20 protein-coding genes and 4 tRNA genes are annotated in these 20,923 nt (G+C 73.5%); 13 read left to right on the forward strand and 11 right to left on the reverse strand.

Annotated elements, in window-relative coordinates:
- The first annotated feature begins 14 nt into the window (after positions 1–14).
- Entirely contained in the window at positions 15–1,451 is a 1,437-nt protein-coding gene (locus SM611_RS06995) for a 3' terminal RNA ribose 2'-O-methyltransferase Hen1 (protein WP_371948161.1), read from the forward strand.
- Positions 1,448–3,991, forward strand: coding sequence for a polynucleotide kinase-phosphatase (locus tag SM611_RS07000; protein ID WP_371948163.1), 2,544 nt, complete (start codon positions 1,448–1,450; stop codon positions 3,989–3,991). Before SM611_RS06995 ends, SM611_RS07000 begins: the two co-directional genes overlap by 4 nt.
- 95 nt (positions 3,992–4,086) lie before the next feature.
- Here the strand turns inward: SM611_RS07000 and SM611_RS07005 are convergent, their stop codons facing one another.
- The 4 genes from SM611_RS07005 to SM611_RS07020 all read right to left on the reverse strand — a co-directional run bounded on the left by SM611_RS07005 (position 4,087) and on the right by SM611_RS07020 (position 7,659).
- On the reverse strand, positions 4,087–4,353 hold the full coding sequence (locus tag SM611_RS07005) for a TFIIB-type zinc ribbon-containing protein (protein WP_371948164.1): 267 nt from the start codon (positions 4,351–4,353) through the stop codon (positions 4,087–4,089).
- Between the two features lie 67 nt (positions 4,354–4,420).
- Positions 4,421–5,350: a phosphotransferase family protein gene (locus SM611_RS07010; protein WP_371948165.1), complete on the reverse strand. Its 930-nt coding sequence runs from the start codon at positions 5,348–5,350 to the stop codon at positions 4,421–4,423.
- A gap of 26 nt (positions 5,351–5,376) precedes the next feature.
- Positions 5,377–7,110 carry an AMP-binding protein gene (locus tag SM611_RS07015; protein WP_371948167.1) on the reverse strand — a complete coding sequence of 578 codons (1,734 nt, stop codon included), beginning with the start codon at positions 7,108–7,110 and terminating at the stop codon, positions 5,377–5,379.
- 57 nt (positions 7,111–7,167) lie between these two features.
- Complete coding sequence (locus tag SM611_RS07020) at positions 7,168–7,659, reverse strand: Lrp/AsnC family transcriptional regulator (RefSeq protein ID WP_371948168.1); 492 nt, start codon at positions 7,657–7,659, stop codon at positions 7,168–7,170.
- A 105-nt stretch (positions 7,660–7,764) separates the two neighbouring features.
- On the opposite strand from SM611_RS07020, the gene SM611_RS07025 reads away from it, so the two are divergent.
- The gene (locus SM611_RS07025) at positions 7,765–8,931 is read left to right on the forward strand and encodes an MFS transporter (RefSeq protein WP_371948170.1); all 1,167 of its coding nucleotides are present in this window, start codon (positions 7,765–7,767) and stop codon (positions 8,929–8,931) included.
- A gap of 3 nt (positions 8,932–8,934) precedes the next feature.
- Here the strand turns inward: SM611_RS07025 and SM611_RS07030 are convergent, their stop codons facing one another.
- Positions 8,935–9,141, reverse strand: coding sequence for a hypothetical protein (locus SM611_RS07030; RefSeq protein WP_371948171.1), 207 nt, complete (start codon positions 9,139–9,141; stop codon positions 8,935–8,937).
- A 155-nt stretch (positions 9,142–9,296) separates the two neighbouring features.
- Here SM611_RS07030 and manA point away from each other — a divergent pair, with 155 nt between their 5' ends.
- The 10 genes from manA to SM611_RS07080 all read left to right on the forward strand — a co-directional run bounded on the left by manA (position 9,297) and on the right by SM611_RS07080 (position 15,030).
- Complete coding sequence (manA, locus tag SM611_RS07035; protein ID WP_371948172.1) at positions 9,297–10,415, forward strand: mannose-6-phosphate isomerase, class I; 1,119 nt, start codon at positions 9,297–9,299, stop codon at positions 10,413–10,415.
- A complete protein-coding gene (locus tag SM611_RS07040) occupies positions 10,412–11,347 on the forward strand; it encodes an ROK family protein (protein ID WP_371948174.1) in 936 nt (311 codons plus the stop codon). Before manA ends, SM611_RS07040 begins: the two co-directional genes overlap by 4 nt.
- A 51-nt stretch (positions 11,348–11,398) precedes the next feature.
- Positions 11,399–11,662 carry a sigma factor-like helix-turn-helix DNA-binding protein gene (locus SM611_RS07045; protein ID WP_371948175.1) on the forward strand — a complete coding sequence of 88 codons (264 nt, stop codon included), beginning with the start codon at positions 11,399–11,401 and terminating at the stop codon, positions 11,660–11,662.
- Positions 11,663–12,038: 376 nt separating this feature from the next.
- Positions 12,039–12,123 (forward strand) — tRNA-Ser (locus SM611_RS07050).
- A gap of 1 nt (position 12,124) precedes the next feature.
- Positions 12,125–12,197 (forward strand) — tRNA-Met (locus SM611_RS07055).
- Positions 12,198–12,208: 11 nt separating this feature from the next.
- Positions 12,209–12,281: transfer RNA gene (locus tag SM611_RS07060), tRNA-Arg, on the forward strand.
- 2 nt (positions 12,282–12,283) lie between these two features.
- Positions 12,284–12,355, forward strand: a tRNA-His gene (locus SM611_RS07065).
- 76 nt (positions 12,356–12,431) lie between these two features.
- Complete coding sequence (locus tag SM611_RS07070; RefSeq protein ID WP_371948176.1) at positions 12,432–14,282, forward strand: glycoside hydrolase family 3 protein; 1,851 nt, start codon at positions 12,432–12,434, stop codon at positions 14,280–14,282.
- 158 nt (positions 14,283–14,440) lie between these two features.
- The gene (locus SM611_RS07075; protein ID WP_371948177.1) at positions 14,441–14,743 is read left to right on the forward strand and encodes a hypothetical protein; all 303 of its coding nucleotides are present in this window, start codon (positions 14,441–14,443) and stop codon (positions 14,741–14,743) included.
- Positions 14,740–15,030, forward strand: coding sequence for a hypothetical protein (locus tag SM611_RS07080; RefSeq protein ID WP_371948178.1), 291 nt, complete (start codon positions 14,740–14,742; stop codon positions 15,028–15,030). Before SM611_RS07075 ends, SM611_RS07080 begins: the two co-directional genes overlap by 4 nt.
- On the opposite strand, the gene SM611_RS07085 is transcribed toward SM611_RS07080, so the two are convergent.
- The 6 genes from SM611_RS07085 to SM611_RS07110 all read right to left on the reverse strand — a co-directional run bounded on the left by SM611_RS07085 (position 15,005) and on the right by SM611_RS07110 (position 20,863).
- The gene (locus tag SM611_RS07085; RefSeq protein ID WP_371948179.1) at positions 15,005–15,175 is read right to left on the reverse strand and encodes a hypothetical protein; all 171 of its coding nucleotides are present in this window, start codon (positions 15,173–15,175) and stop codon (positions 15,005–15,007) included. The genes SM611_RS07080 and SM611_RS07085 overlap by 26 nt on opposite strands.
- Positions 15,176–15,215: 40 nt before the next feature.
- The gene (locus tag SM611_RS07090; RefSeq protein WP_371948180.1) at positions 15,216–15,947 is read right to left on the reverse strand and encodes an anti-sigma factor; all 732 of its coding nucleotides are present in this window, start codon (positions 15,945–15,947) and stop codon (positions 15,216–15,218) included.
- On the reverse strand, positions 15,944–16,540 hold the full coding sequence (gene sigK / locus SM611_RS07095; protein ID WP_371948181.1) for an ECF RNA polymerase sigma factor SigK: 597 nt from the start codon (positions 16,538–16,540) through the stop codon (positions 15,944–15,946). Before sigK ends, SM611_RS07090 begins: the two co-directional genes overlap by 4 nt.
- A gap of 65 nt (positions 16,541–16,605) precedes the next feature.
- Positions 16,606–18,003 (reverse strand): High-affinity nickel-transporter, encoded by a 1,398-nt coding sequence (locus tag SM611_RS07100; RefSeq protein WP_371948182.1) that lies wholly within the window; start codon positions 18,001–18,003, stop codon positions 16,606–16,608.
- Entirely contained in the window at positions 18,000–19,310 is a 1,311-nt protein-coding gene (locus SM611_RS07105; RefSeq protein WP_371948183.1) for a tetratricopeptide repeat protein, read from the reverse strand. Before SM611_RS07105 ends, SM611_RS07100 begins: the two co-directional genes overlap by 4 nt.
- Positions 19,310–20,863 (reverse strand): DUF4331 domain-containing protein, encoded by a 1,554-nt coding sequence (locus SM611_RS07110; protein WP_371948185.1) that lies wholly within the window; start codon positions 20,861–20,863, stop codon positions 19,310–19,312. The genes SM611_RS07105 and SM611_RS07110 overlap by 1 nt, the downstream gene beginning before the upstream one ends.
- Positions 20,864–20,923 lie beyond the last annotated feature (60 nt).

Raw genomic sequence — 20,923 nt, forward strand, 5'->3', positions numbered from 1 at the left:
GCCACACTTGGGGCGTGCTTCTGACGATCACCACGACCATGGAACAGGCCACCGACCTGGGCTACCTCCTGCACAAGCATCCCGAACGGGTGCAGCGGTTCGAGCAGTCCTTCGGCACGGCGCACGTCTTCTACCCCGACGCGGACCAGCGGCGCTGCACGGCGGCGCTGCTCCTGGACGTCGACCCGGTCAAGCTCGTGCGCACGCGCGGCAGAGGCACGCCGGACTTCTCACTCGGCCAGTACGTGAACGACCGGCCCTACGCGGCGTCCTCGCTGCTGGCGTCCGCGATGGCCAACGTCTTCCGCACCGCCATGCGCGGACGGTGCGACCTGCGTCCCGGACTGGCGGAGACGCCGATCCCGCTGGAAATCGTCCTGCCGGCCCTGCCGTGCAGGGGCGGGCCGGGGCAGGCCGAACGGTTCTTCGCCCCGCTGGGCTGGGACGTGTCGGCGGTGCCGGTTCCGCTCGATCCGGAGTTCCCCGACTGGGGCGACTCCCGGTACGTGACGCTCACACTGACCGGGACACTGCGGCTCGCCGACGCGCTCAACCAGATGTACGTCCTGCTGCCCGTCCTGGACGACGCCAAGCACTACTGGCTGGCCCCGGACGAGGTGGACAAGCTCATCCGGGCGGGGGAGGGCTGGCTCGCCGCGCACCCCGACCGCGGCGCCATCACCCGCCGCTACCTGGCCAACCGGCGCGGGCTCGTCCGCACCGCGCTGGGCCGGCTCGCCGACGCCGAGGACGCGCCCGAAGAGGAACTCGACCCCGTGCAGGTCGAGGAGGAGCCCGCGCCCAGCGAGGACGAGGCGCAGGACGAGGCGCAGGACGGGAAGACGGCCGTCTCCCTCGCGGAGCACCGTCTCCGGTCGGTGATGCAGGCGTTGCGCGACGAGAACGCGCGGCGCGTCATCGACCTCGGCTGCGGCTCAGGGAAACTGCTCTCGCTGCTCGTCAAGGACGACTTCTTCAGCGAGATCGCCGGCGCGGACGTCTCCCACCGCGCGCTCAGCCACGCCTGGCGGCGGCTGCGCTGGGACGACCGGCCGCGCCGCGACGGCGACCGCGTACGGGACGTCTTCCAGGGCGCGCTGACCTACGCCGACGAGCGGTTCGCCGGCTACGAGGCGGCCGTGCTGATGGAGGTCGTCGAGCACGTCGACCCGCCGCGCCTCGGCGCGGTCGAGCGGGTCGTGTTCGGCCACGCCGCGCCGCGCGTGGTCGTCGTGACGACCCCGAACGCCGAGCACAACGTCCGCTACGAGGGCCTCGCGCCGGGCGCGATGCGCCACTCCGACCACCGCTTCGAATGGACGCGGGCCGAGTTCCGCGCCTGGGCGGACCGGGTCGCCGCCGAGCACGGCTACCGCGTCCGCCACGTGCCCGTCGGCGACGACGACCCCGAGGTCGGCGCGCCCACCCAGATGGGGGTTTTCACCCGATGACCGAGATCAGGGTCCCGGAGACGGGCCTCGTCGTCCTGGTCGGCGTGACCGGGTCGGGCAAGTCCCACTTCGCCCGCAAGCACTTCAAGCCGACGCAGGTCGTCTCGTCCGACTTCTGCCGCGGGGTCGTGTCGGACGACGAGAACGACCAGTCCGCGACCGGCGACGCGTTCGACCTGCTGCACTTCATCGTGGCCACCCGGCTGCGGCGCGGGCTGCTGACCGTCGTGGACGCGACGAACGTGCAGGCCAAGGCGTGGCAGGCGCTGCTGCGGATCGCCAAGGACCACGACGTCCTGTCCGTCGCGATCGTCCTGGACGTCCCCGAGAGCCTCGCCGCCGAGCGGAACGCCGCCCGGCCCGACCGGAACCTGCCGCCGCACGTCATCCCGCGCCAGCGGCGCGAGCTGCGGCGCGGGATGCGGGACCTGGGCCGCGCGTTCCGCCGCCACCACGTCCTGACCGGCGCCGCGGAGATCGACGCCGCGACGATCGTCCACGAGAGGCCGTGGAACGACAGGCGCGAGCTGACCGGCCCGTTCGACGTCATCGGCGACGTGCACGGGTGCCGCGCCGAGCTGGAGGACCTCCTCACCGGCCTCGGCTACGAGATCGAGCGGGACGCCGAGGGGCGTGCCGTGGGGGCGAACCATCCCGGCGGGCGCACCGCCGTCTTCGTCGGCGACCTCGTCGACCGCGGGCCCGACACGCCGGGCGTGCTGCGCCTGGCGATGGGCATGGTCGCCGCCGGTGACGCGCTGTGCGTGTCCGGGAACCACGAGGCGAAACTCGTCCGTGCCCTGCGCGGACGCAAGGTGCGGGTGACGCACGGCCTCGAGAACTCCCTGGAGCAGTTCGCCGCGGAGGACGACGGCTTCCGCGCGAGCGCGCTGGCCTTCATGGACGGCCTCATCAGCCACTACGTGCTGGACCGCGGCCGCCTGGTCGTGGCCCACGCGGGGCTGAAGGAGGAGTACCACGGCCGCGCGTCCGGACGGGTCCGCTCGTTCGCGCTCTATGGCGACACCACCGGGGAGACCGACGAGTACGGGCTTCCCGTCCGCTACCCGTGGGCGCGCGACTACCGGGGCAAGGCCATGGTCGTGTACGGGCACACGCCCGTCCCCGACGCCGAATGGGTCAACAACACCATCTGCCTCGACACCGGCGCCGTGTTCGGCGGCAAGCTGACCGCGCTGCGCTATCCGGAGCGTGAGCTCGTGTCGGTTCCGGCCCGGCAGGTCTGGTACGAGCCGACGCGTCCGCTGGAGAGCACCTCCGCCGGGCCACGGGAGGACGACGTCCTCAACATCGCGGACGTGCTGGGCAACCAGGGCGTCGAGACCCGCCTGATGGGCCGCGTCGCCGTCCGCGAGGAGAACGCGATGGCCGCGCTGGAGGTGATGAGCCGGTTCGCCGTGGACCCGCGCTGGCTCGTCTACCTGCCGCCCACCATGGCGCCCGCCGACACCTCGGCGCTGCCCGGACACCTGGAGCACCCGGCCGAGGCGCTCGCCGCCTACCGGGACAAGGGGATCGCCCGCGTCGTGTGCGAGGAGAAGCACATGGGCTCCCGCGCCGTCGCCGTCGTGTGCCGCGACGCGGCCGTCGCCGCGGAGCGCTTCGGCGTGGCCGACGGGACGACCGGCGCCGTCTTCACCCGCACCGGGCGGTCGTTCTTCCGCGACGCGTCCCGCACGGACGAGGTCCTGGACCGGCTCCGCGCGGCGATCGGCGCGGCCGGTCTCTGGGACGAGCTGGACACCGGATGGCTCGTCATCGACGGCGAACTGCTGCCGTGGTCGGCCAAGGCCATGGACCTCATCCGCACCCAGTACGCGGCGACGGGGGCCGCGGCCCGTGCGGCCCTGCCGATGGCGTCCGACGTTCTCGCGCGCGCGGACGCGCGCGGTCTCGACCTCGGCGGCCTCCGCGAGCACATCGACCGGCGAACCGCCAACGCGTCCCGGTTCCGCGACGCCTACGCGCGGTACTGCTGGACGGTCGACGGGCTGACCGGCCTGCGGTTCGCGCCGTTCCAGATCCTCGCGGGAGAAGGAACCGCCTGGGCGGACGCACGCGACCACGAATGGCACATGTCCGTGGCGGAACGGCTGGCAAAAGGTGACGGGAGCGGGTTCGTCCAGCCGACGGAGTCGGTGACCGTCGACCTGGGGTCGGCGGAGTCGGAGGCCGCCGTCACGGCGTGGTGGGAGGAGCTCACCGCGGCGGGCGGCGAGGGCATGGTCGTCAAGCCGCTGGGCCCGCCGCCGGACGGCGCGAAGATCCAGCCCGGCCTCAAGTGCCGCGGACCGGAGTATCTGCGGATCATCTACGGCCCGGACTACGCCGAGCCGGAGAACCTCGACCGGCTGCGCCGCCGGTCGCTCGGCCGGAAGCGGTCGCTGGCCATGCGCGAGCACGCGCTCGGCGCCGAGGCGCTCGGCCGGCTCGCCGCCGGGGAACCGCTGTGGCGCGTCCACCAGGCGGTCTTCGCCGTGCTGGCGCTGGAGTCCGAGCCCGTCGACCCGCGCCTGTGACCTGCGCGCGGGCACGTGACCCGGGTGTGCGTGACGCGGGTGCCCGGCATGCGTGCGGCCCGCCTCCTGCCGGAGGCGGGCCGCACGAGGACACGTCAGGTCGAGAACAGCATGTTGAAGACGCTGCCGTGGTGCGGGCGGCGGTGCCCGCCGTGGTGATGGTGGTGCACCGCCGGGCCGGGCGCCCCCCAGCCCGGTGCCGCGGCGGGCGGCGGCGCCGCCCGGTACTGCGCCTCCATCTGGGCCAGGGCCTCGAGCTCCCCGTAGTCGAGGAAGATGCCCCGGCAGCTGTCACATTGCTCGATGTGGACGCCGCTGCGGGTGTAGGTCCGCATCACGCCACGACACTTAGGGCAGTGCATCGCCTTGTCGTCCTTCCGGTATGGATCCCCAGGTAGAGGCTAAAGGTAGGGCGGGTTTCGCGCCACGTCACGCCGCGTCCCCCGCCGCGGATATTCTCACGCAGGCGTCGATCATCGCCTGCTCCGGCTCGTCGAGTGTCCGATCTTCCCTCCCCGCGGTTAAGACGCACGTGGCGGCTATCTGGATCGCCAGACTTCGTGCGGGAATGTCCAGGCTCGTCCAAGGGTCGCCCTGAGCGGGGACCGCGGGGCCGCCCGCCGCCCGGTACGCGTCCAGGAACCGGGCCCACTCCTCCGCGTACAGGACCCCGGCGGAGAACAGCGCCGCGGGGCGGGCGAGGTCCCAGGCGGGGTCGCCTCTGCCCATGTCCTCGATGTCGATGAGCCGCCACCGCCCGTCCTGGAGGCGGACCATCTGGCCCAGGTGCCAGTCTCCGTGGACGAGGCGCTCCGCCCGAGCCGGGGGCTCGTCCTCCTCGCCGCGTATCCAGGCGGGAAGGGCGCCGAACGCACGCCGCACGGCGTCCTCGGCCGGGCCGTCGCCCAGCCGCGAGACGAGCCGCGCCACGCGCGTCGGACGCCCCCAGGACGGCGCGTCCGCCGGGACGTCCTCGGAGTGCAGGGCCGCCAGAAGCCGCGCGCCCTCTTCCCACGGGAGTTCGTGGTCCGGGTCGACCGGGTCACCGAACGGGGAGACCGTGACCGTCCTGCCGTCCACGGTGAGCGGCGGGCCGAGCGGCGCCAGGACGATCCTCGGAAGCGTGCCCGCGAGCCGTATCCGTCCGAGGAACGGGGGCCCGTGCTCACGGTCGGCCTGATGCGCCTTCACCACCACGTCGCCGACCCGCACCACCAGCACGCCGTGCCGGTCGTACAGCGTCTCCGGAGACGCCGTATCCGCGGGCGCGGTCCCGCGAGACGCGCCGGCGCGGGCCGAACCGCGCCCGATCTCGACGAGCCGGGCGAAGAGCCCGGCTTGGGCGGTCTCGGTCTGCACGCGCCCAGTCAACCACTCCGCGCCGCTCAACCGCTTTGGGCCGAGCCCATCCGCCTGGGCGCGGACTCGGCGAACTCGTCCCGCAGCTGCTGCCGGACGATCTTGCCGAGCAGGTTCCTGGGCAGTTCCGTGCGCGGACGGAACTCCGACGGCACCTTGTAGTGCGACAGGTACCGCTTGCAGTGCGTCCGCAGCTCCTCCGCCGAGAAGGGGTAGGCGGGATGTTCCACCACGTGGGCGATGATGCGCTCCCCGCGCCGCGTGTCCGGCACGCTGATCACCGCGCAGTCGTAGACGGCGGGATGGCGGCGCAGCACCTTCTCCACCTCGGTCGGGAACACGGTGAAGCCGTTCACCTTCATCATGTCCCGCAGGCGGGCCAGGATGGTGATGAAACCGTCCTCGTCCATCACGGCGATGTCACCGGTGCGCAGCCACCCTTTCGACAGGGTCTGCGCGGTCGCGAGCGGCGCGTTCCAGTAGCCGGCGAAGACCTGCGGCCCGCGCACGACCAGCTCCCCGGCCTCGCCGGGCGGCAGTACCCGCGTCGGCTCGTCCTGGTCGACGACGACCGCGTCGGTCGATGGCAGCGGGAGCCCGACGGTCAGGTTCCGGGCCGTGCCGTCGAGCGGGTTCGCGGTGATGGCCGGGGACGCCTCGGTGAGCCCGTAGCAGTTGCTGAGGCCCTTCGCGCCGAGTCGCTCCAGCCGGTCGATGGTGCTCTGCGGCAGGTCCATCGCGCCGGAGATGAAGATGCGCAGCGACCGCAGGTCGGACGGCTGGAACCGGGGGCTGTCGAGCACCTGCTCGTACAGCGTCGGCACGCCCGGGAAGATGGTCGGCCGGTACCTGCGGATCGCCCGCAGCACCCGGTCGCCGTCGTAGCGCGGCAGCAGCACCACCGCCCCGGCCGTCACCACCGGCGAGACGAGGCAGCTCACCAGCCCGAACGAGTGGAAGAGGGGCAGGACGGCGAGCGTCACGTCCTCTCCGGGCCGCCCTTCGAGGTCCCACGAGTGCTGCTGGCAGGCGTTCGCGACGAGGTTCCGGTGCGTCAGCATCGCGCCCTTGGGACGCCCCTCCGTCCCGCCGGTGTACTGGATCGCGGCCAGATGCCGCGCCGGGTCCACGGGCAGCTGCCGCACCGCCCCCCGGGTAGGCCGCTGCAGCCTCGTGAACGGCACGACGCCCGGATCGTCCGGCACGTCCGCGGTGATGTCCGCGCGCCGCCGCTGCATCTGCACCAGCGGCAGGCGGAGCGCGATCCGCCTGGACGCCGGCAGGAAGTCGAGCATGGACGTGACGACGATGTGGTCCAGCCTCAGCCGGGAGCGCACCGCCCGCACCGTCGCGAAGGAACGATCCAGGACGACCGCCACCCGCGCGCCGCAGTCCGCGAGCTGGCGGAGCATCTCCTCCTCGGTGTAGAGCGGGTTGTGCTGGACGGCGATGGCCCCCCGGCGCAGCACCCCGTAGAACGCGATGACCTGCTGCGGGCAGTTCGGCAGGATCAGCGCCACCCGGTCGCCCGGCTGCACCCCGAGCCGGCGCAGTCCGTCGGCGAAGCGGTCCACCGCCTCGCGCAGGTCGCGATAGGTGAGCTGCCGGCCGAAGAAGATCAGTGCGGGCTTGCGCGGATACCGGTCCGCGGCATCGTCGAGGAACCGCGTGACGGGGATATCCGGGATGTCGACTTCACCGGGAACACCGGGCTGATATCTCCGTCGCCAGGGCGTGGAGCGCAGTGACGAGTGCCACATAGCGCCCGATTCAACCATTTCCTGGACGTCCGCGCCGCCTTCATGATCCGGAAACACCTAGCGTGTCCAGCCCTCGGAGGCCGTGACCGTCCGCTCGCCGGGCGCCGGGGGCACCACGGCGCGCCCCTCGTAGGCGGTCGACAGGACGATGTGCGAGTTCATCTCGCCGTGCTCGCCGAGCCGCTCCAGCAGCCCCTCGAGATGCGCCATGGACGCGACCCGCACCTTCAGCATCGAGCACCAGCTTCCGCTCAGCTTGTGGACCTCGGTGACCTCGGGCAGGTCCTCGGCCGCCGTCGTCTTCAGCAGGCAGCGCCCGAGGGCGCAGCGCATCTGCACGAACGCGGTCAGCGGCTGGCCCGCGCGCGCCGGATCGACCTGCGCCCGGTACCCGGTGATCACTCCCGACTCCTCCAGGCGCCGCACCCGCTCGGCGACGGCCGGAGAGGAGAGGTTCACCAGACCCGCCAGCCTGCTGAACGACAGGCGCCCGTCCCGTTGCAGCTCGGTGAGGATGCGCCAGTCGGTCTGGTCCAGGGGCCTGTCCATGGCGAAAGTCCTTCCCGGATAACTCCTTACAAACTAGAAGCGGATGGGCGGGAACGCCAGCGATCGCCCATTCCTCGGACGGATCGGCGTTCATAGCGTTAAGGCATGGCGAAACAGTCACGTCCGATGGCGGCCCTCTGCACGGGCACCGCCCTGATGAACGCGTCCATGGCGGTGACGAGCGCGACGGGCACGCTCGTCGCCGCCGACCGGCTCGGTGCCGGCTGGGGCGGCGTCCCCGCCACCGCCGGCATCGTCGGGACGGGCGCCGGCGCGCTCGCGCTGACCCGGCTGAACCGCCGGATGAGCCGCCGCGCCGCCTTCGTCCTCGGCTACATCGCCGCCGCGGCGGGAGCATGCCTGGCCGCGGCGGCGGTCGCGAACGGCGACGTCGCCGGGCTGTGCGCCGGGATGATCCTGCTCGGCCTCGGCAACGCGGCCGCCCAGCTGTCCCGCTACGCGGCGGCCGACCTGCACCCGCCCGAACGGCGCGGCTCCGCCATCGGGCTCGTCGTCTGGTCCGCGGCGGCGGGCGCGGTCGGCGGCCCGCTGCTGCTCGACCCGTCCGGTGACCTCGCCGGCGGCGCGGACCTTCCCGTGCTGACCGGCCCGTTCCTCCTCGCCCTCCTCACCTGCGCGGTCGCCGCCGCCGCGGCGGCGGGCGGCCCGCGGGGGCGGGCCGGAGCACCGGCCGCGCCGCCGCTGCGCGATCTGGTCCGGACCCCGGCCGCTCGCTCCGCGCTGACCGTGATGGTGACCGCGCAGGTCGTGATGGTCGCCGTCATGACCGCCGCGCCGCTCGACATGCACATGCACGGGGACGGCCTGGACCAGGTGGGGATGACTCTGTCCGCGCACACCTTGGGCATGTTCGCCCTGTCACCCGTGACGGGACGCCTGTTCGACCGCTTCGGCGCCCGCCCGGTGATCACCGGCGGGCTGCTGACCCTCGCGGCCTCCGCCGGCCTCGCCGCCGTCGCGACCGGCTCGCTGGGCCGTCCCGCGGCGCTGTTCCTGCTCGGCTACGGGTGGAACCTGTGCTTCGTCGGCGGCAGCGGCCTGCTCGCCCGCGACCTCCCGGAGGCGGAGCGCCCGCACGTCGAGGGCGCCGTCGACGCCGCCGTCTGGACGACCGCCGCGGCGGCGAGCCTGCTGTCGACCGTCGTCCTGTCGGCCGGCGGCTACGCGGTCCTGGCCTGGGCGTCCTGCGCCGCGGTGCTCCTGGTCGCGCTCACGCGGCGGGCGGCGCCGGCGTCCCGCGCCGCACCGTGACGCTCAGATGCGTCCGGTGCCCCGGCAGACGTTGCATCTCTCGTGGGTGGCGGTACTGGTCCCGGTCCCGTTGCAGCCGGGGCACGACCGCGTCGCCGGCTTGTTGTGCTTGCCCACGTCCACCACCTCCCCGGCGTTCATCCTAAGGGGTTCGGGCCGCCGGGCACCGTCCCCGTCCATCAGTTCGAGGACGGGCCGCCGGAGGTTCACCGGACCGCCGTCCGCACCCGTACCGCGTGTCCCGGATGTCGTGTTGATCACGAGCGCCGGGCTCCGTGCTCGCGGCTGCCGGGCACTTGTACCCTGTCCTTCACGAGCGCCGACCTCCCGACGTGGCGCACCGAGTAAGGAGAACCCGCGGGTTGGTGCCCCTGCCGCTGTCCACCGTGATCCGGCCCTACGAGTGGGGGTCGCGAACCGCGTTGCCGGAGCTGCTCGGCGCCGAGCCGACCGGCCGTCCGCAGGCGGAGCTGTGGGCGGGCGCGCATCCGGCGGCCCCCTCGTCCGTGGACGGGACGCCGCTCGACGCCCTCATCGAACGCGACCCCGCCGGGATGCTCGGCGCGGCCTCGATCGCCCGGTTCGGCCCCACCCTTCCGTACCTGCTCAAAGTGCTGGCCGTCGAGAAACCGCTCTCTCTCCAGGTGCATCCCACGACCGCGCAGGCCGAGGCCGGCTTCGCCGCGGAAGAGGCGCGCGGCATCCCGATCGACGACCGCGTCCGCACCTACAAGGACCCGTTCCACAAACCGGAGATGGTCTGCGCGCTCACCGCCTTCCACGGCCTCTGCGGTTTCCGCGAGCCCCGGGAGACGGCCGCCCTCCTCGACGGCCTCGGCGTCCCCGGACTGCGCCCCTGGGCCACCGCCCTCCGCACCGAGCCGCCCGCGAAGGCACTGCGCACCGTCCTCACCCAGATGCTGGACGAGAGCTCCCGTCCCGTCCTGGCCGCGGTCGAACCCGCCCTCACCGGCGTCTACGCGGGCATCGCCCGCGCCCACCCCGGCGACCAGGGCGTCCTCGCCGCGCTGCTGCTCAACCACGTCGAACTCGAACCCGGCGAAGCGCTCTTCCTCGACGCCGGAGTGCCCCACTCCTACCTGGGCGGGCTCGCGATCGAGGTCATGGCGAACTCCGACAACGTCCTGCGCTGCGGCCTCACCGGGAAGCACGTGGACGTCCCCGAACTGATGCGCGTGGTGGAGTTCGCCCCGTCCGCCCCGGCCCGGGTCGAGCCGGCGGGAAACCAGTACCGGTCGGCCGCCGCCGAGTTCACCCTCGTCCGCCACGACCTCACCGACGACCCGGACGAGCTGCCCGCGGGCCTTCCCCAGACGCTCCTCTGCCTGGAGGGCGAGGCCCGCCTCACCCCGGACCTGACACTCGGCCGGGGCGAGGCCGCCTTCATCCCCGCCGGCGCCCCCGCGACGCACCTCACCGGGAAGGGCACCCTCTACCGCGTGCTCCCGGGAATCGGGTCATGACCGTCCTCGCGCTGGACATCGGCGGAACCAAGTTCGCCGTCGCCCGCGTCGACGCGTCCGGGACGCTCCTCGACCGAGCCGAGCACCCCGTCGGGCAGTCGCCCACCGCGACCCTCCGCGGCCTCGTCGCCGACTTCGCCGAACCCGGCATCACCGGCGTCGGCATCGGCTCGGCGGGCCCCATCGACACGGTCGCCGGCACCGTCAGCCCGATCAACATCCCCCGCTGGCGCGGCTACCCCCTCGTCGCCGCCGTCCAGCGCCTCGTCCCCGGCGTCCCCGTCTCCCTCGCGGGCGACGCCCAGTGCATGGCCCTCGGCGAATGGTGGCGCGGCGGCCACTCCGCCGCGTCCCTGCTCGGCATCGTCGTGTCGACCGGCGTCGGCGGCGGCCTCGTCCTCGACGGCCGCCCCTGGACGGGACGGACCGGCAACGCCGGCCACATCGGCCATGTCCTCGTCGACCAGGACGGCGAACCCTGCGTCTGCGGCGCCCGCGGCTGCCTGGAGACGGTCGCCGGCGGCCCCAGCATGGTCCGCTGGGCCCTCGCCCAGGGCTGGACCCTCGCCACCGGCCGCCCCGACGCCAAGGCCCTCGCCACCGCCGCCCGCGACGGCGCCCGCATCCCGCTCGCCGCCTTCGAGCGCGCCGCGACCGCCCTCGCCACCGCCATCCTCAGCACCGCCGCCGTCCTCGACGTCCGCGACGTCGTCATCGGCGGCGGCGTCGCCGCCTCCGGCGACCTCCTCCTCGCCCCCCTCCGCACGGCCATGGCCGACCGCGCGGGCATGCCCCACCTCCGCGACCTGCATGTCGCCTCCACCACCCTCGACCGCGACGCCGGCCTCTACGGCGCCGCGGCCCTGGCCCTCCTGGCCTCCAAGACCCCCCTCGCCCGGTCGCCCCGAATCCCACCCTCAACTCTTCCTTAACGCGGGCATAAGGGGGGAGCCTTGGGGGCTCGGGGGTGCGAGGTTCGTTGCGTGGCACTGCGAATGGGCAAAGACACCGGTTCGTTCGTCCCCGGGATGCCGGGGCAGCGGATGCGCCCCGCGGTGGTCGCCCGGGCTTTCCAGGCGCTGCCGCCGGCGCACCGCGAGATCCTCACCGAGACGGTCTTCCGGGACCGGTCGGTCAATGAGGCCGCCGCCTCGCTGGGGATGCCGGTGGACGTGGTCAAGGTCCGCGTCTACCACGCGCTCCGGGCGCTCAGCGCGGCTCTGGACGCGCCGCGTTCCACCGTGTGACGGCGGCCCCCGCTGCGTTGACCTGCGGCGTGTCGTTGTTATGGACGCGCTCAAAACAACAACATGCCGCAGATCAACGAACTGCCGGGCGCGTGCCGGGCGCGTTCCGGACGTCGTCGCCCTGGACGGGGCGCTGAGGGGTTCCCCCTGGAGAAGGTTCCCGGGGGCCGATTTCGGCGGCTGACCGATAAATGGGTTGCCGGGGCGGGAGCCGCCCCGGCACCATGGGCGTCAGAACGGAACGAGACCGGGAGGAGAGGGAAGATGCGTCGCCATCGAATGCACAGCAGTTCCCTTTCCGGTCTCGGGAGTCGACGACGGACGTGAGATAGACGTCCTCGGCCGCCCTGGGATATGGGCGGTCTTTTTGTTTTCCGGAGGGTTGGCCGAGCGGGAAGGCAGCGGCTTGCTAAGCCGTCGTCAGGGGCGACCCTGCGCGAGTTCGAATCTCGCACCCTCCGCGCCAGGTGAGGATGCTGGTGTGTCCGGCGGATTCATATCCCGCTTTAGGCAGGTTCGATTCCTGCACCTGGTACGTCAGAACGAGTCTCCGTGGCGCAGTGGAGAGCGCGCCGGGTTGCGGACCCGGAGGTCGCAGGTTCGATTCCTGCCGGAGATACGGCCTTCGTGGTGTAGTGGTCTGCACACCGGGTTGTGGTCCCGGAGGTGTCGGTTCGATCCCGAACGAGGGCCCTATGACCGTCAGATATTGCTCATGTGCGGATATCTGGTTGCGTTGCGTTTGATCAACCCTGGAAAAGCTTTCCGCATGCACAGATCCTCCCCGCGCGCGATGCGGTCCCGTCTTCTGGCCTTCGGAATGCTGGCGGCGCTGGCGCTCGCCGGTTACGGCGGGCCCGTCCGGGCGGACCCGGGCCCCGCCCGCTACCTCGCCCCCCAGCTGCCCGTCCGGGACAGGGTGGACGACCTGCTCGGCCGGATGAGCCTGGACGACAAGCTCGGCCAGATGACGCAGCCGGAGCGCCGGTACGTCACCCCCGCGGAGGTCACCCGCTACCGGATCGGGTCGGTGCTGTCCAGCGGCGGGTCGGCACCTGAGCCGAACACGCCGGAGAGCTGGGCCGACATGTACGACGGGTACCAGAAGGCGGCGCTCGCCGGACCGCTGCGCATCCCCGTCATGTACGGGGTGGACGCGGTGCACGGCGACAACAACATGGTCGGCGCGACGATCTTCCCGCACAACATCGGGCTCGGGGCGACCCGCGACCCCGCGCTGGTCCGCAGGATCGGCGCGGCGACCGCCGAGGAGATGGCGGGGACGGGCGTCGACTGGAACTTCGCGCCGTGCGTGTGCGTCGCCCGCGACGACCGGTGGGGACGGACGTACGAGTCCTTCGGCGAGGTGCCCGAACTGCCGTCGATGATGACGACGATCATCGACGGGCTGCAGGGCGACACGCTGGGCGGCCCCACGTCCGTCCTGGCCACGGCGAAGCACTTCGTGGGGGACGGCGGCACCGAGGGCGGCGCCGACCGGGGCGACACGAGGCTCCCGGAGGAGGGGCTCCGCGCGGTGCACCTGCCGCCGTTCCGCGCGGCGGTGGAGCGCGGCGTCGGCGCGGTGATGGTCTCCTACAGCTCCTGGAACGGGCTGAAGATGCACCAGAACAGGTACCTGATCACGGACGTGCTGAAGGGCGAGCTCGGGTTCACCGGGTTCGTCGTGTCGGACTACAACGGCATCGACGAGATCGACGGGAAGCCCGGGTTCACCAAGGACGAGGTCGCGGCCGCGGTCAACGCCGGGATCGACATGGTGATGGTGCCGACCGAGTGGCGCCGGTTCATCGGCTACCTGCGGGACGCGGTGAAGGACGGCGACGTCCCCATGTCCCGCGTCGACGACGCGAACCGCCGGATCCTGGCGAAGAAGTTCGAGCTCGGCCTGTTCGAGCGTCCGATGGCCGACCGCGGGTACCTGAGGACGATCGGGAGCGCCGCGCACCGGGCGCTGGCGCGGCGGGCGGTCGCCGAGTCGCAGGTGCTGCTGAAGAACGACGACGGCGTGCTCCCGCTGGACGACGGGGACAGGGTGTTCGTCGCCGGCCGCAGCGCGAACGACATCGGCATGCAGTCGGGCGGCTGGACGATCACCTGGCAGGGGAGGCCGGGCCCGATCACGCCGGGGACGACGATCCTGGACGGCATCCGCGAGGCGGCCGGCCCGGACGCGACCGTCGCCTACGCCGAGGACGGCGCCGGCGTCGACTCGTCCTACGACGTGGCGATCGCCGTCGTGGGCGAGACCCCGTACGCCGAGTACCACGGTGACCGGACCGACGGCCTGGGACTGGACGGGGCCGACCTGAAGACGATCGACCGGCTGCGCGCCGCCGGCGTCCCGGTGGTCGTGCTGCTGGTGTCGGGCCGTCCGCTGGACATCGCCGGGAACCTCCCGAAGTGGGACGCGCTGGTCGCGTCGTGGCTGCCGGGAACGGAAGGCGAAGGCGTCGCGGACGTCCTGTACGGCGACGCCGACCCGAAGGGCCGGCTTCCGGTGACGTGGATGCGGAGCGGCGACCAGGAGCCCATCAACAAGGGCGACGGCAAGAAGCCCCTCTTCCCGTTCGGTTACGGCCTCACCTACGACGACTAGCCGTACTGACCACGGAGGCCGGGGACGTGGCGACTCGCAGCCGATGATCTCGGCATGAATGAGGGCCTCCAGGTCATGGCCCTCCGTCCTGTCGGTGCGGGATTGTAGGGTCCCGGTGTACGGGTGAGCGGGGACCGAGCAAGACGGACGGGAGCGGCATGAGCGCACAGCCGGCAGAGCCCGCTCTGCCGTCTTCGGGGGCCGCCTACGGGGTCCCGCGGACGATCAAGAGCATCGGCGAGCGGCTCCCCAAGGAGAAGCGCGCGCTGTTCATCGAGCAGGTCACGGCCGCCGAGTCCGAGGCCGACTTCGACGAGGTGATGCTCGTCTGGTGGGGCCAGGCGGTCCTGGCCCAGGACCCCGGCCGCGAGAAGCGGCTCGCCGACGCGCGGGCCGGGCGCGACCTCGTGCCGCTCTCGGAGGTTCAGCGCCGGCTCGGACGCCGTGATGGCGCCGAATGACCTTCCACGGCCGCGGCTGGACCGTCTTCTGCACGGAGAAGGTGGTCCACGTTCTGCTGGCCATGCCCAAGCCGGTGCGGGACATCCTCAACCGCCAGCTCTGCGACCTGGCGAAGCGCGGCGGTGCGGCGATCGACGCCGGCCTCCCACCCCCGGGAGTGCCGCTGGACGCGGTCGGCGTTCACTACTCCTTCTCGCTGAGGGAGGGCGTGCGGGGAATAGCCGAGTACCTGGTGATCGCCGACATCCGGGAGTTTTACGTCACGGAACTGCTCCTGGTCGAATGACGCAGTTGATGATGTTCTGCCGGACGACGAGCCACACGTTCACCGCGCCGGTCGCGAAGCCGAGCAGCTCCGCCCACGTCGTCGGGACCGACCCCAGGTGGAAGGCGGGATCGAGCAGCGGACCCAGCGGAACATGCACCGACATGCCGGCAATGATCACATATCGTCAGGAAGACGACAACGGGTCAGGCGGGGCTCAGCAGGACGAGCGGCGTGGTGGTGGGGCGCGCCGAGCCGCCGGCGGGCTCCACCGTGACGCCCAGCTTGTCGGACGGACGCCACGCCCCGGCGACCACCGGGCGCCCCCGGTCGCCGGGCAGGAGCCCCGCCGAACGCGGGCCGTCCGCGTCGATCAGCCACAGCTGGTACGCCTGCGACGACGGCAGCGTCCGCAGCCCGGACGACGCGACGACCACCCGGCCCCGCGACGCGGACGCGACGATCGTGACCGTCCCGCCCCCGGCGGCGCGGCCCGTCGCCGAGCGCGCGTCCGGCGCGGACAGCACCGAGGACACGTCCCGGTACGCGGCCTCCGTCCGTTCCACCCGCTGCCGCTCGCGGACCGCAACGCCCACGGACGTGGCCGTGACCAGGCACGCGGCGGCGGCCAGCCCGGCGGCGACCGCTCGCCGCCACCGCCGCGGCCGGATCTCCCGGACGACCTCGTCCCGGCGCGGCGACTCGGGCGGAAGCTGCCGGACGTTCCGGATGTCGGCCAGCACCCGGTCGCGCAGCTGCGGCGGGGGCGGTTCGGCGACCGCGACGGCGAGCCGGGCCGTCGTCGCCTGGAACTCGCGCAGCTCGGCCGCGCAGCTCTCGCACCCGTCGAGATGAGCCTCGAACAGCCGCCGTTCGGCCGCGTCGTCGACCGCGTCGAGCGCGTACGCGCCGGCGAGGGCGTGCGGGTCGTCCGTCATCGTGTCACCCCCAGGCAGTCGCGCAGCCGGATGATGCCGTCGCGCATCCGGGTCCGCACCGTGTTCGGCGGCGCCCCGACCAGGGCGGCGACCTCGTGGTAGGAGTGCCCGCCATAGTAGGCGAGCGTCACCGACTCGCGCTGCAGGTCCGTCAGCGTCCGCAGGCAGCGCCGCACCCGCTCGTGCTCCAGCCGCGCCTCGACCCGCTCGGCCACCGGGTCGGCCGGGTCGTGCCCGCCGCCCGCCCCCGAATGGGCGGCCCGCGCCGCGCGCTCGTCCGCGCTCTGCTCGCGCCGCACCCGGTCCACGGCCCGGCGGTGCGCGATCGTCATGATCCACGCCATGGCGCCGCCGCGCTCCGGGTCGTACCGGGGCGCCGACCGCCATACCTCGATCATCACCTCCTGCGTCACCTCCTCCGCCATCGCCGGGTCGCGGACGACCCGCCGCGCGAGCCCGTGCACCGGCGCCGCCACCACGTCGTACAGCAGCTCGAACGCGCGCTCGTCGCCGCGCGCCGTCCGGCCGAGCAGCAGGTCCGCGTCGTGCGCGGACACCGTGCCGCGGCCCGGCGGTCTCGTCTCTGCCGGCATGCCGGGCTCCCCTCGGTAGGCCGTCCCTCCGGCACTACGCATCCGGGGCCGCCTCGGATCGGACATCACGGCACCAGGCTGCGCAACGTCAGCCCGAGCCCGAGAGCGACGACCGTCGCGGACGTCCCCATGGGCATCATTCCGCGTGGGAGCCGCAGCCGTATGGCCGGAATGCGCCGCGCCAGCACCTGCCGTCCGCCGAGGACAAGGAGCCCGACCGACACCAGCGCCGCGGCCAGGCCGAGCCCGTACGCCAGGACGAGCACGACCCCGAACCACGCCCGCCCGATCGCCGCCCCGCCGACCAGCACGACCACCGCGGAGGGGCTCGGGACCATGCCGCCCGCCAGCCCCATCAACACGACCCCGCCCCGGCGCGAACGCCCGTGCCCGTGGTCGTGCTCATGCCCGGGCCCGTGCCCGTGCTCATGCCCGTGACCGTGCCCGTGACCGTGTGCGTGGCGGCGGTCGTGGAGGGCGCGGCGCATCAGGAGCGCGCCCGCCGCGGTCACGAGGACGCCGCCGGCCGCGCCGAGCCAGGGGAACAGGGCCTCGGGGGCGAGGAGCGAACCCGTCGTCACGAGCAGGCCGAGGGCGAGCACCCCCGCCGTGTGGGTGAGGGTGACGGTGAGGCCCAGCGTGAGGACGTCCCGCGTGCGCCGCCGGCCGTCCCCGATCGCGTGCGCCGCCATGATCGTCTTCCCGTGGCCCGGTGCGAGCGCGTGCAGGGCGCCGAGGAGCAGCGCGATCAGGAAGGCGAGGGCGGCGAACCCGGGCGTGAGGTCGTGCCGGGCGACCAGGGACGTGAACCGCTGCGTGAGCCCGTCGGCGCCGCGCGGCAGCAGCCTCCCGGGCCCGCCGCCGGACGCGGGCGCGGCGAGCGGCGGCCCGCCCGCCCGCACGGTGAGGGCCGCCGACCGCTGGTCGAGCGGCGAGGAGAGCATGTCCTCGGGGTAGGCGGTGAGACGCCGGCTGCGGGACGTCTCCGGCACGTCGGACGCGGACAGCGTCATCCGGTCGCCGCGCGCGGTGATCTCCCGCCAGCCGATCCGGCCGTCCGCCGCGGCGCCGGCCCGGAAGGCGACCGCCCCCGGCCCGGCGGGCGCGGTGATGCGGCATTCGAGCCGCAGTGTCGGCAGCCCCGCCTGCCCGCGCGGCGCGGAGGCGGCGGCGGACGCGGCCGACGCGGTGACGGCGCGCCCGTCCACCGTGACGCGGAACGACGCGGCCGCCCGCTCGCAGGACCGGTCCGCCCACGCGGCCAGCTCACCGCTCGACGGCCGCCCGTCGCGGTCGGCGTCGACCTCCGGCATCGCCTGCGCGGCGGGGATCTCCGCCAGGTCCTCGACGTGGTCGATCCGCAGTTCGTGCGGCGCCAGGACCAGGCCGTCGTAGTGGTTGACGGTGAAGTTGCCCAGCGGATGCACGGCGAGCATCCCGGCGGCGAGCGCGAGAACGATCACGACGCACCTTCCAGGTCGTCCAGGGCCGCCTTGGCGCGGGGCGCCCACAGCGGCGAGAAGTGCGGATTGCGGTGCAGCGACCCGGCCAGGTCGCGGCGGGCTCCGGCGCGCTTCCCGAGCGCCTTCTCGATGGCGCCGAGGTGAAACCGGAACTGCGCGCGGCGGTATCCGGTCGCCGTCGCCTGGCGGGCGTAGCGCAGGGCCTCCGCGTCCCGCCCGTTGACGTGCAGCGCCCAGGCCAGCGCGTCGGCCGCGTGGACGCTGCACCGCCGGACGCGCGCGCCCGGGCAGCGCCGCCCGTACTCGGCCCGCGCCGCGCGCAGCGCCGCATCCGGATCGCCGTGGTCGCTCTCGAACAGAGCGGTCTCCAGGTCGGCGTCGACGCCGTTGGCCTCGGCGATCCGCGCCCACGCCGTCGCGACCGCGTACTGGCGCTCCGCCTCGTCGCGGCGCCCGGCCGACTCCAGCAGCTCCCCGTACTCGGTGAGGTACTGCGGCAGCGGCAGCCGCCGGACGATCTCCGCCCGCACGGCGAGCGCGCCGGCCGTGTCGCCCCGCGCGGCCCGGACGCGGGCGTCGCCGTCCAGGGCGGGCAGGTCGCCGGGGGACAGGCGCAGCGCCTCGGCGTACTCGCGCCCGGCCCGGCCGAGGTCGCCGTCGTTCCAGGCCAGCTCGCCGAGCTGCACCGCGATGTAGGCGAGGTCGCCGGGCCCGGTCGCGGACGCGCGCGCCAGCCCGAGGACGCGCCGCGCCTCCGGCACGTCCCCGCGCAGCTCCCGCACGTACGCGAGCCGCGTGAAGATCGGGATGCCGGGGCGCGTCGCGTCGGCGCGCCGGGCGGCGGCGAGCGCGTCGTCGTAGCGGCCGAGCTCGACGAGCGCGTCCACCCGGACGGCGGCGGCCCGCTGCCCGTACGGGTTCGCCTTCAGCGCGCCGTCCGCGTACCGCAGGGCCCCGTGGAAGTCGTGCCGCGCCGCCGCCAGCGCGCCGAGGCCCGCGAGCGCCCCGTCGTTCCCGGGCGCCTCCCGCAGCGAGCGGCGCAGCACCTCGCCGGCCTTCGGGTAGTACGTCGGGTCCGCGGTCAGCCGGGCCCGCTCCACGTAGGCGGCGCCGAGCGACGCCCAGCCCGCGGCGTCGTGCGGCTGCTCGCGCAGCCGCTGCTGCAGCCCGGCGATGCCGGCGGCCGGGGGACCGGCCGGGCCGGCCGCGGCGGTGGGCCCGGACGGGCGGCCGAAGGCGACCGCCGATCCGAGCGTGAGCGCCGCGACCAGCCCGGCCGCGGAGGCCCCGGTGAGAAGGGCACGCATCAGTTCTCGGGCCGTCCCGTCGCGGGCCGCCGGCGCCGCCACCACAGCAGCCCGCCGGTCAGCACGAACGCCCCGGCGCCCGACAGCGCCGCGACCGGCAGCAGGGACAGCGGCCCGGAGCCGCCGTCGTCCGAGTCGTCCTCGACCGCGCCGGCGTTGAGGAAGTTCACGGTCTCGCCGTCGTCCTTCGCCGCGCCGGACGCCTTCGCCCCGGACTTCGTCGCACCGCGCACGTCCGACCCCGAGTGCGGCTGCGCGACGTACGGGAACGCCTTCTCGAAGCCGACGTCGTTGGCGTTGACGGCGTCCCCGAGGTCGTTCTTCTTGCCGAGCAGCTCGCCCTCGACGGCCTGGAGCTCGATGTCGATGACGTCGTCGGTGAGCCGCCGCCCGTTCGGGAAGCCGGCCTTGTCGCCGCCGAGCACCCCGAGCCGGTCGGGCTTCGCGGCCGGCTTGATCGACGTGTTGAGCCGCAGCAGCTCGGCCGGCCGGACGCGCGCCGGCTGGTTCAGCCCCGGCACGCCGGTCAGGAACGCCTGGACGAGGTCGTTGCGCGGCCCGGGCGGCGCCGGGATCTTGTAGATCTTCTCGATCAGCTTCGGCAGCTCGGGGTCGGTGACGAACCCGGCGAACTGCGCGTCCTGCCATGGCGTGGACGCGTTGAACGTGTCCTTCTTGCCGCGCGGGACGACCACCTCGTTCACGAGGGGGCTCCCCAGCCGCGACACCTGCGTGTACTGGCCGGACGCGGTGAGCCGCGACACCGTCGAGTTCACCCCGATCACGGGGTCCTGCCCCTTCACCAGGTGCCGCGTCGGCACCTGCAGCGCGACCGTGTTCACGTTGTAGCCGCTCAGGGTGTCGTTGCCGACCTCCTTGAGGTTCGCCCCGTAGAGCAGGTCGAACACGCGCAGATCGAGGAAGAACGAGTCGTCGGCCTGCCCGGCGAACGACGTCACGCCGTTGCCCGCCGGCTTGACGGCCTGCGCGCGCAGCGTCGCGTAGTCCGGCATCGACGCCCGGCCCACGTTGGACGGAGCCACCGGCGCGTCGTCGATGAGCTTGTGGATGCCGCGCACGTTGCCGTCCACCCGCCGGACGAGCGTCAGGTCGTAGGTCTGCGTGAAGTTGAGGTCCGGGTCGTCGAGGCTCGTCACCGGCCCGGTGTTGTAGAGGAACGTGTTCCCGTTCTTCAGCCGGTCGTGGAACTGGAACCGGTAGGTGAGGTCCGGGAGCGAGTCGCCGTCGTTGTCGACGTTCAGGTCGTAGCGCGCGTCCCGGGCGAACTTGTAGAAGTTGGGCCCGCCGGCCGGGTCCTCGAACGGGATGAAGTTGGCGATCAGCGTCGTCGTGTCCGGCTTGTCCGGGCTGACGAACGCGTACACGTCGGTGTTGTCGTACTGCGGCTGCCCCGAGATGAGCGGCGCCTCGCGGTGGCTGGAGGCCGTGCCCGGACTCGGCGCGAGCCCGGCGAACCCGCCCGCCAGCAGCACGCCCCCGGCGGCGACCAGCGCGGCGACCCGCGCTTTGGCGGACGTCTGGAGTGTCGGCATCTGAAAACCCCTGCCCGGTCCCGGGTGCCCGCCGCGGCGGCGCCGTTCCATCGGCGCTGG

The organism is Actinomadura monticuli (genome assembly GCF_041463655.1).
Classification (GTDB): domain Bacteria; phylum Actinomycetota; class Actinomycetes; order Streptosporangiales; family Streptosporangiaceae; genus Spirillospora; species Spirillospora monticuli.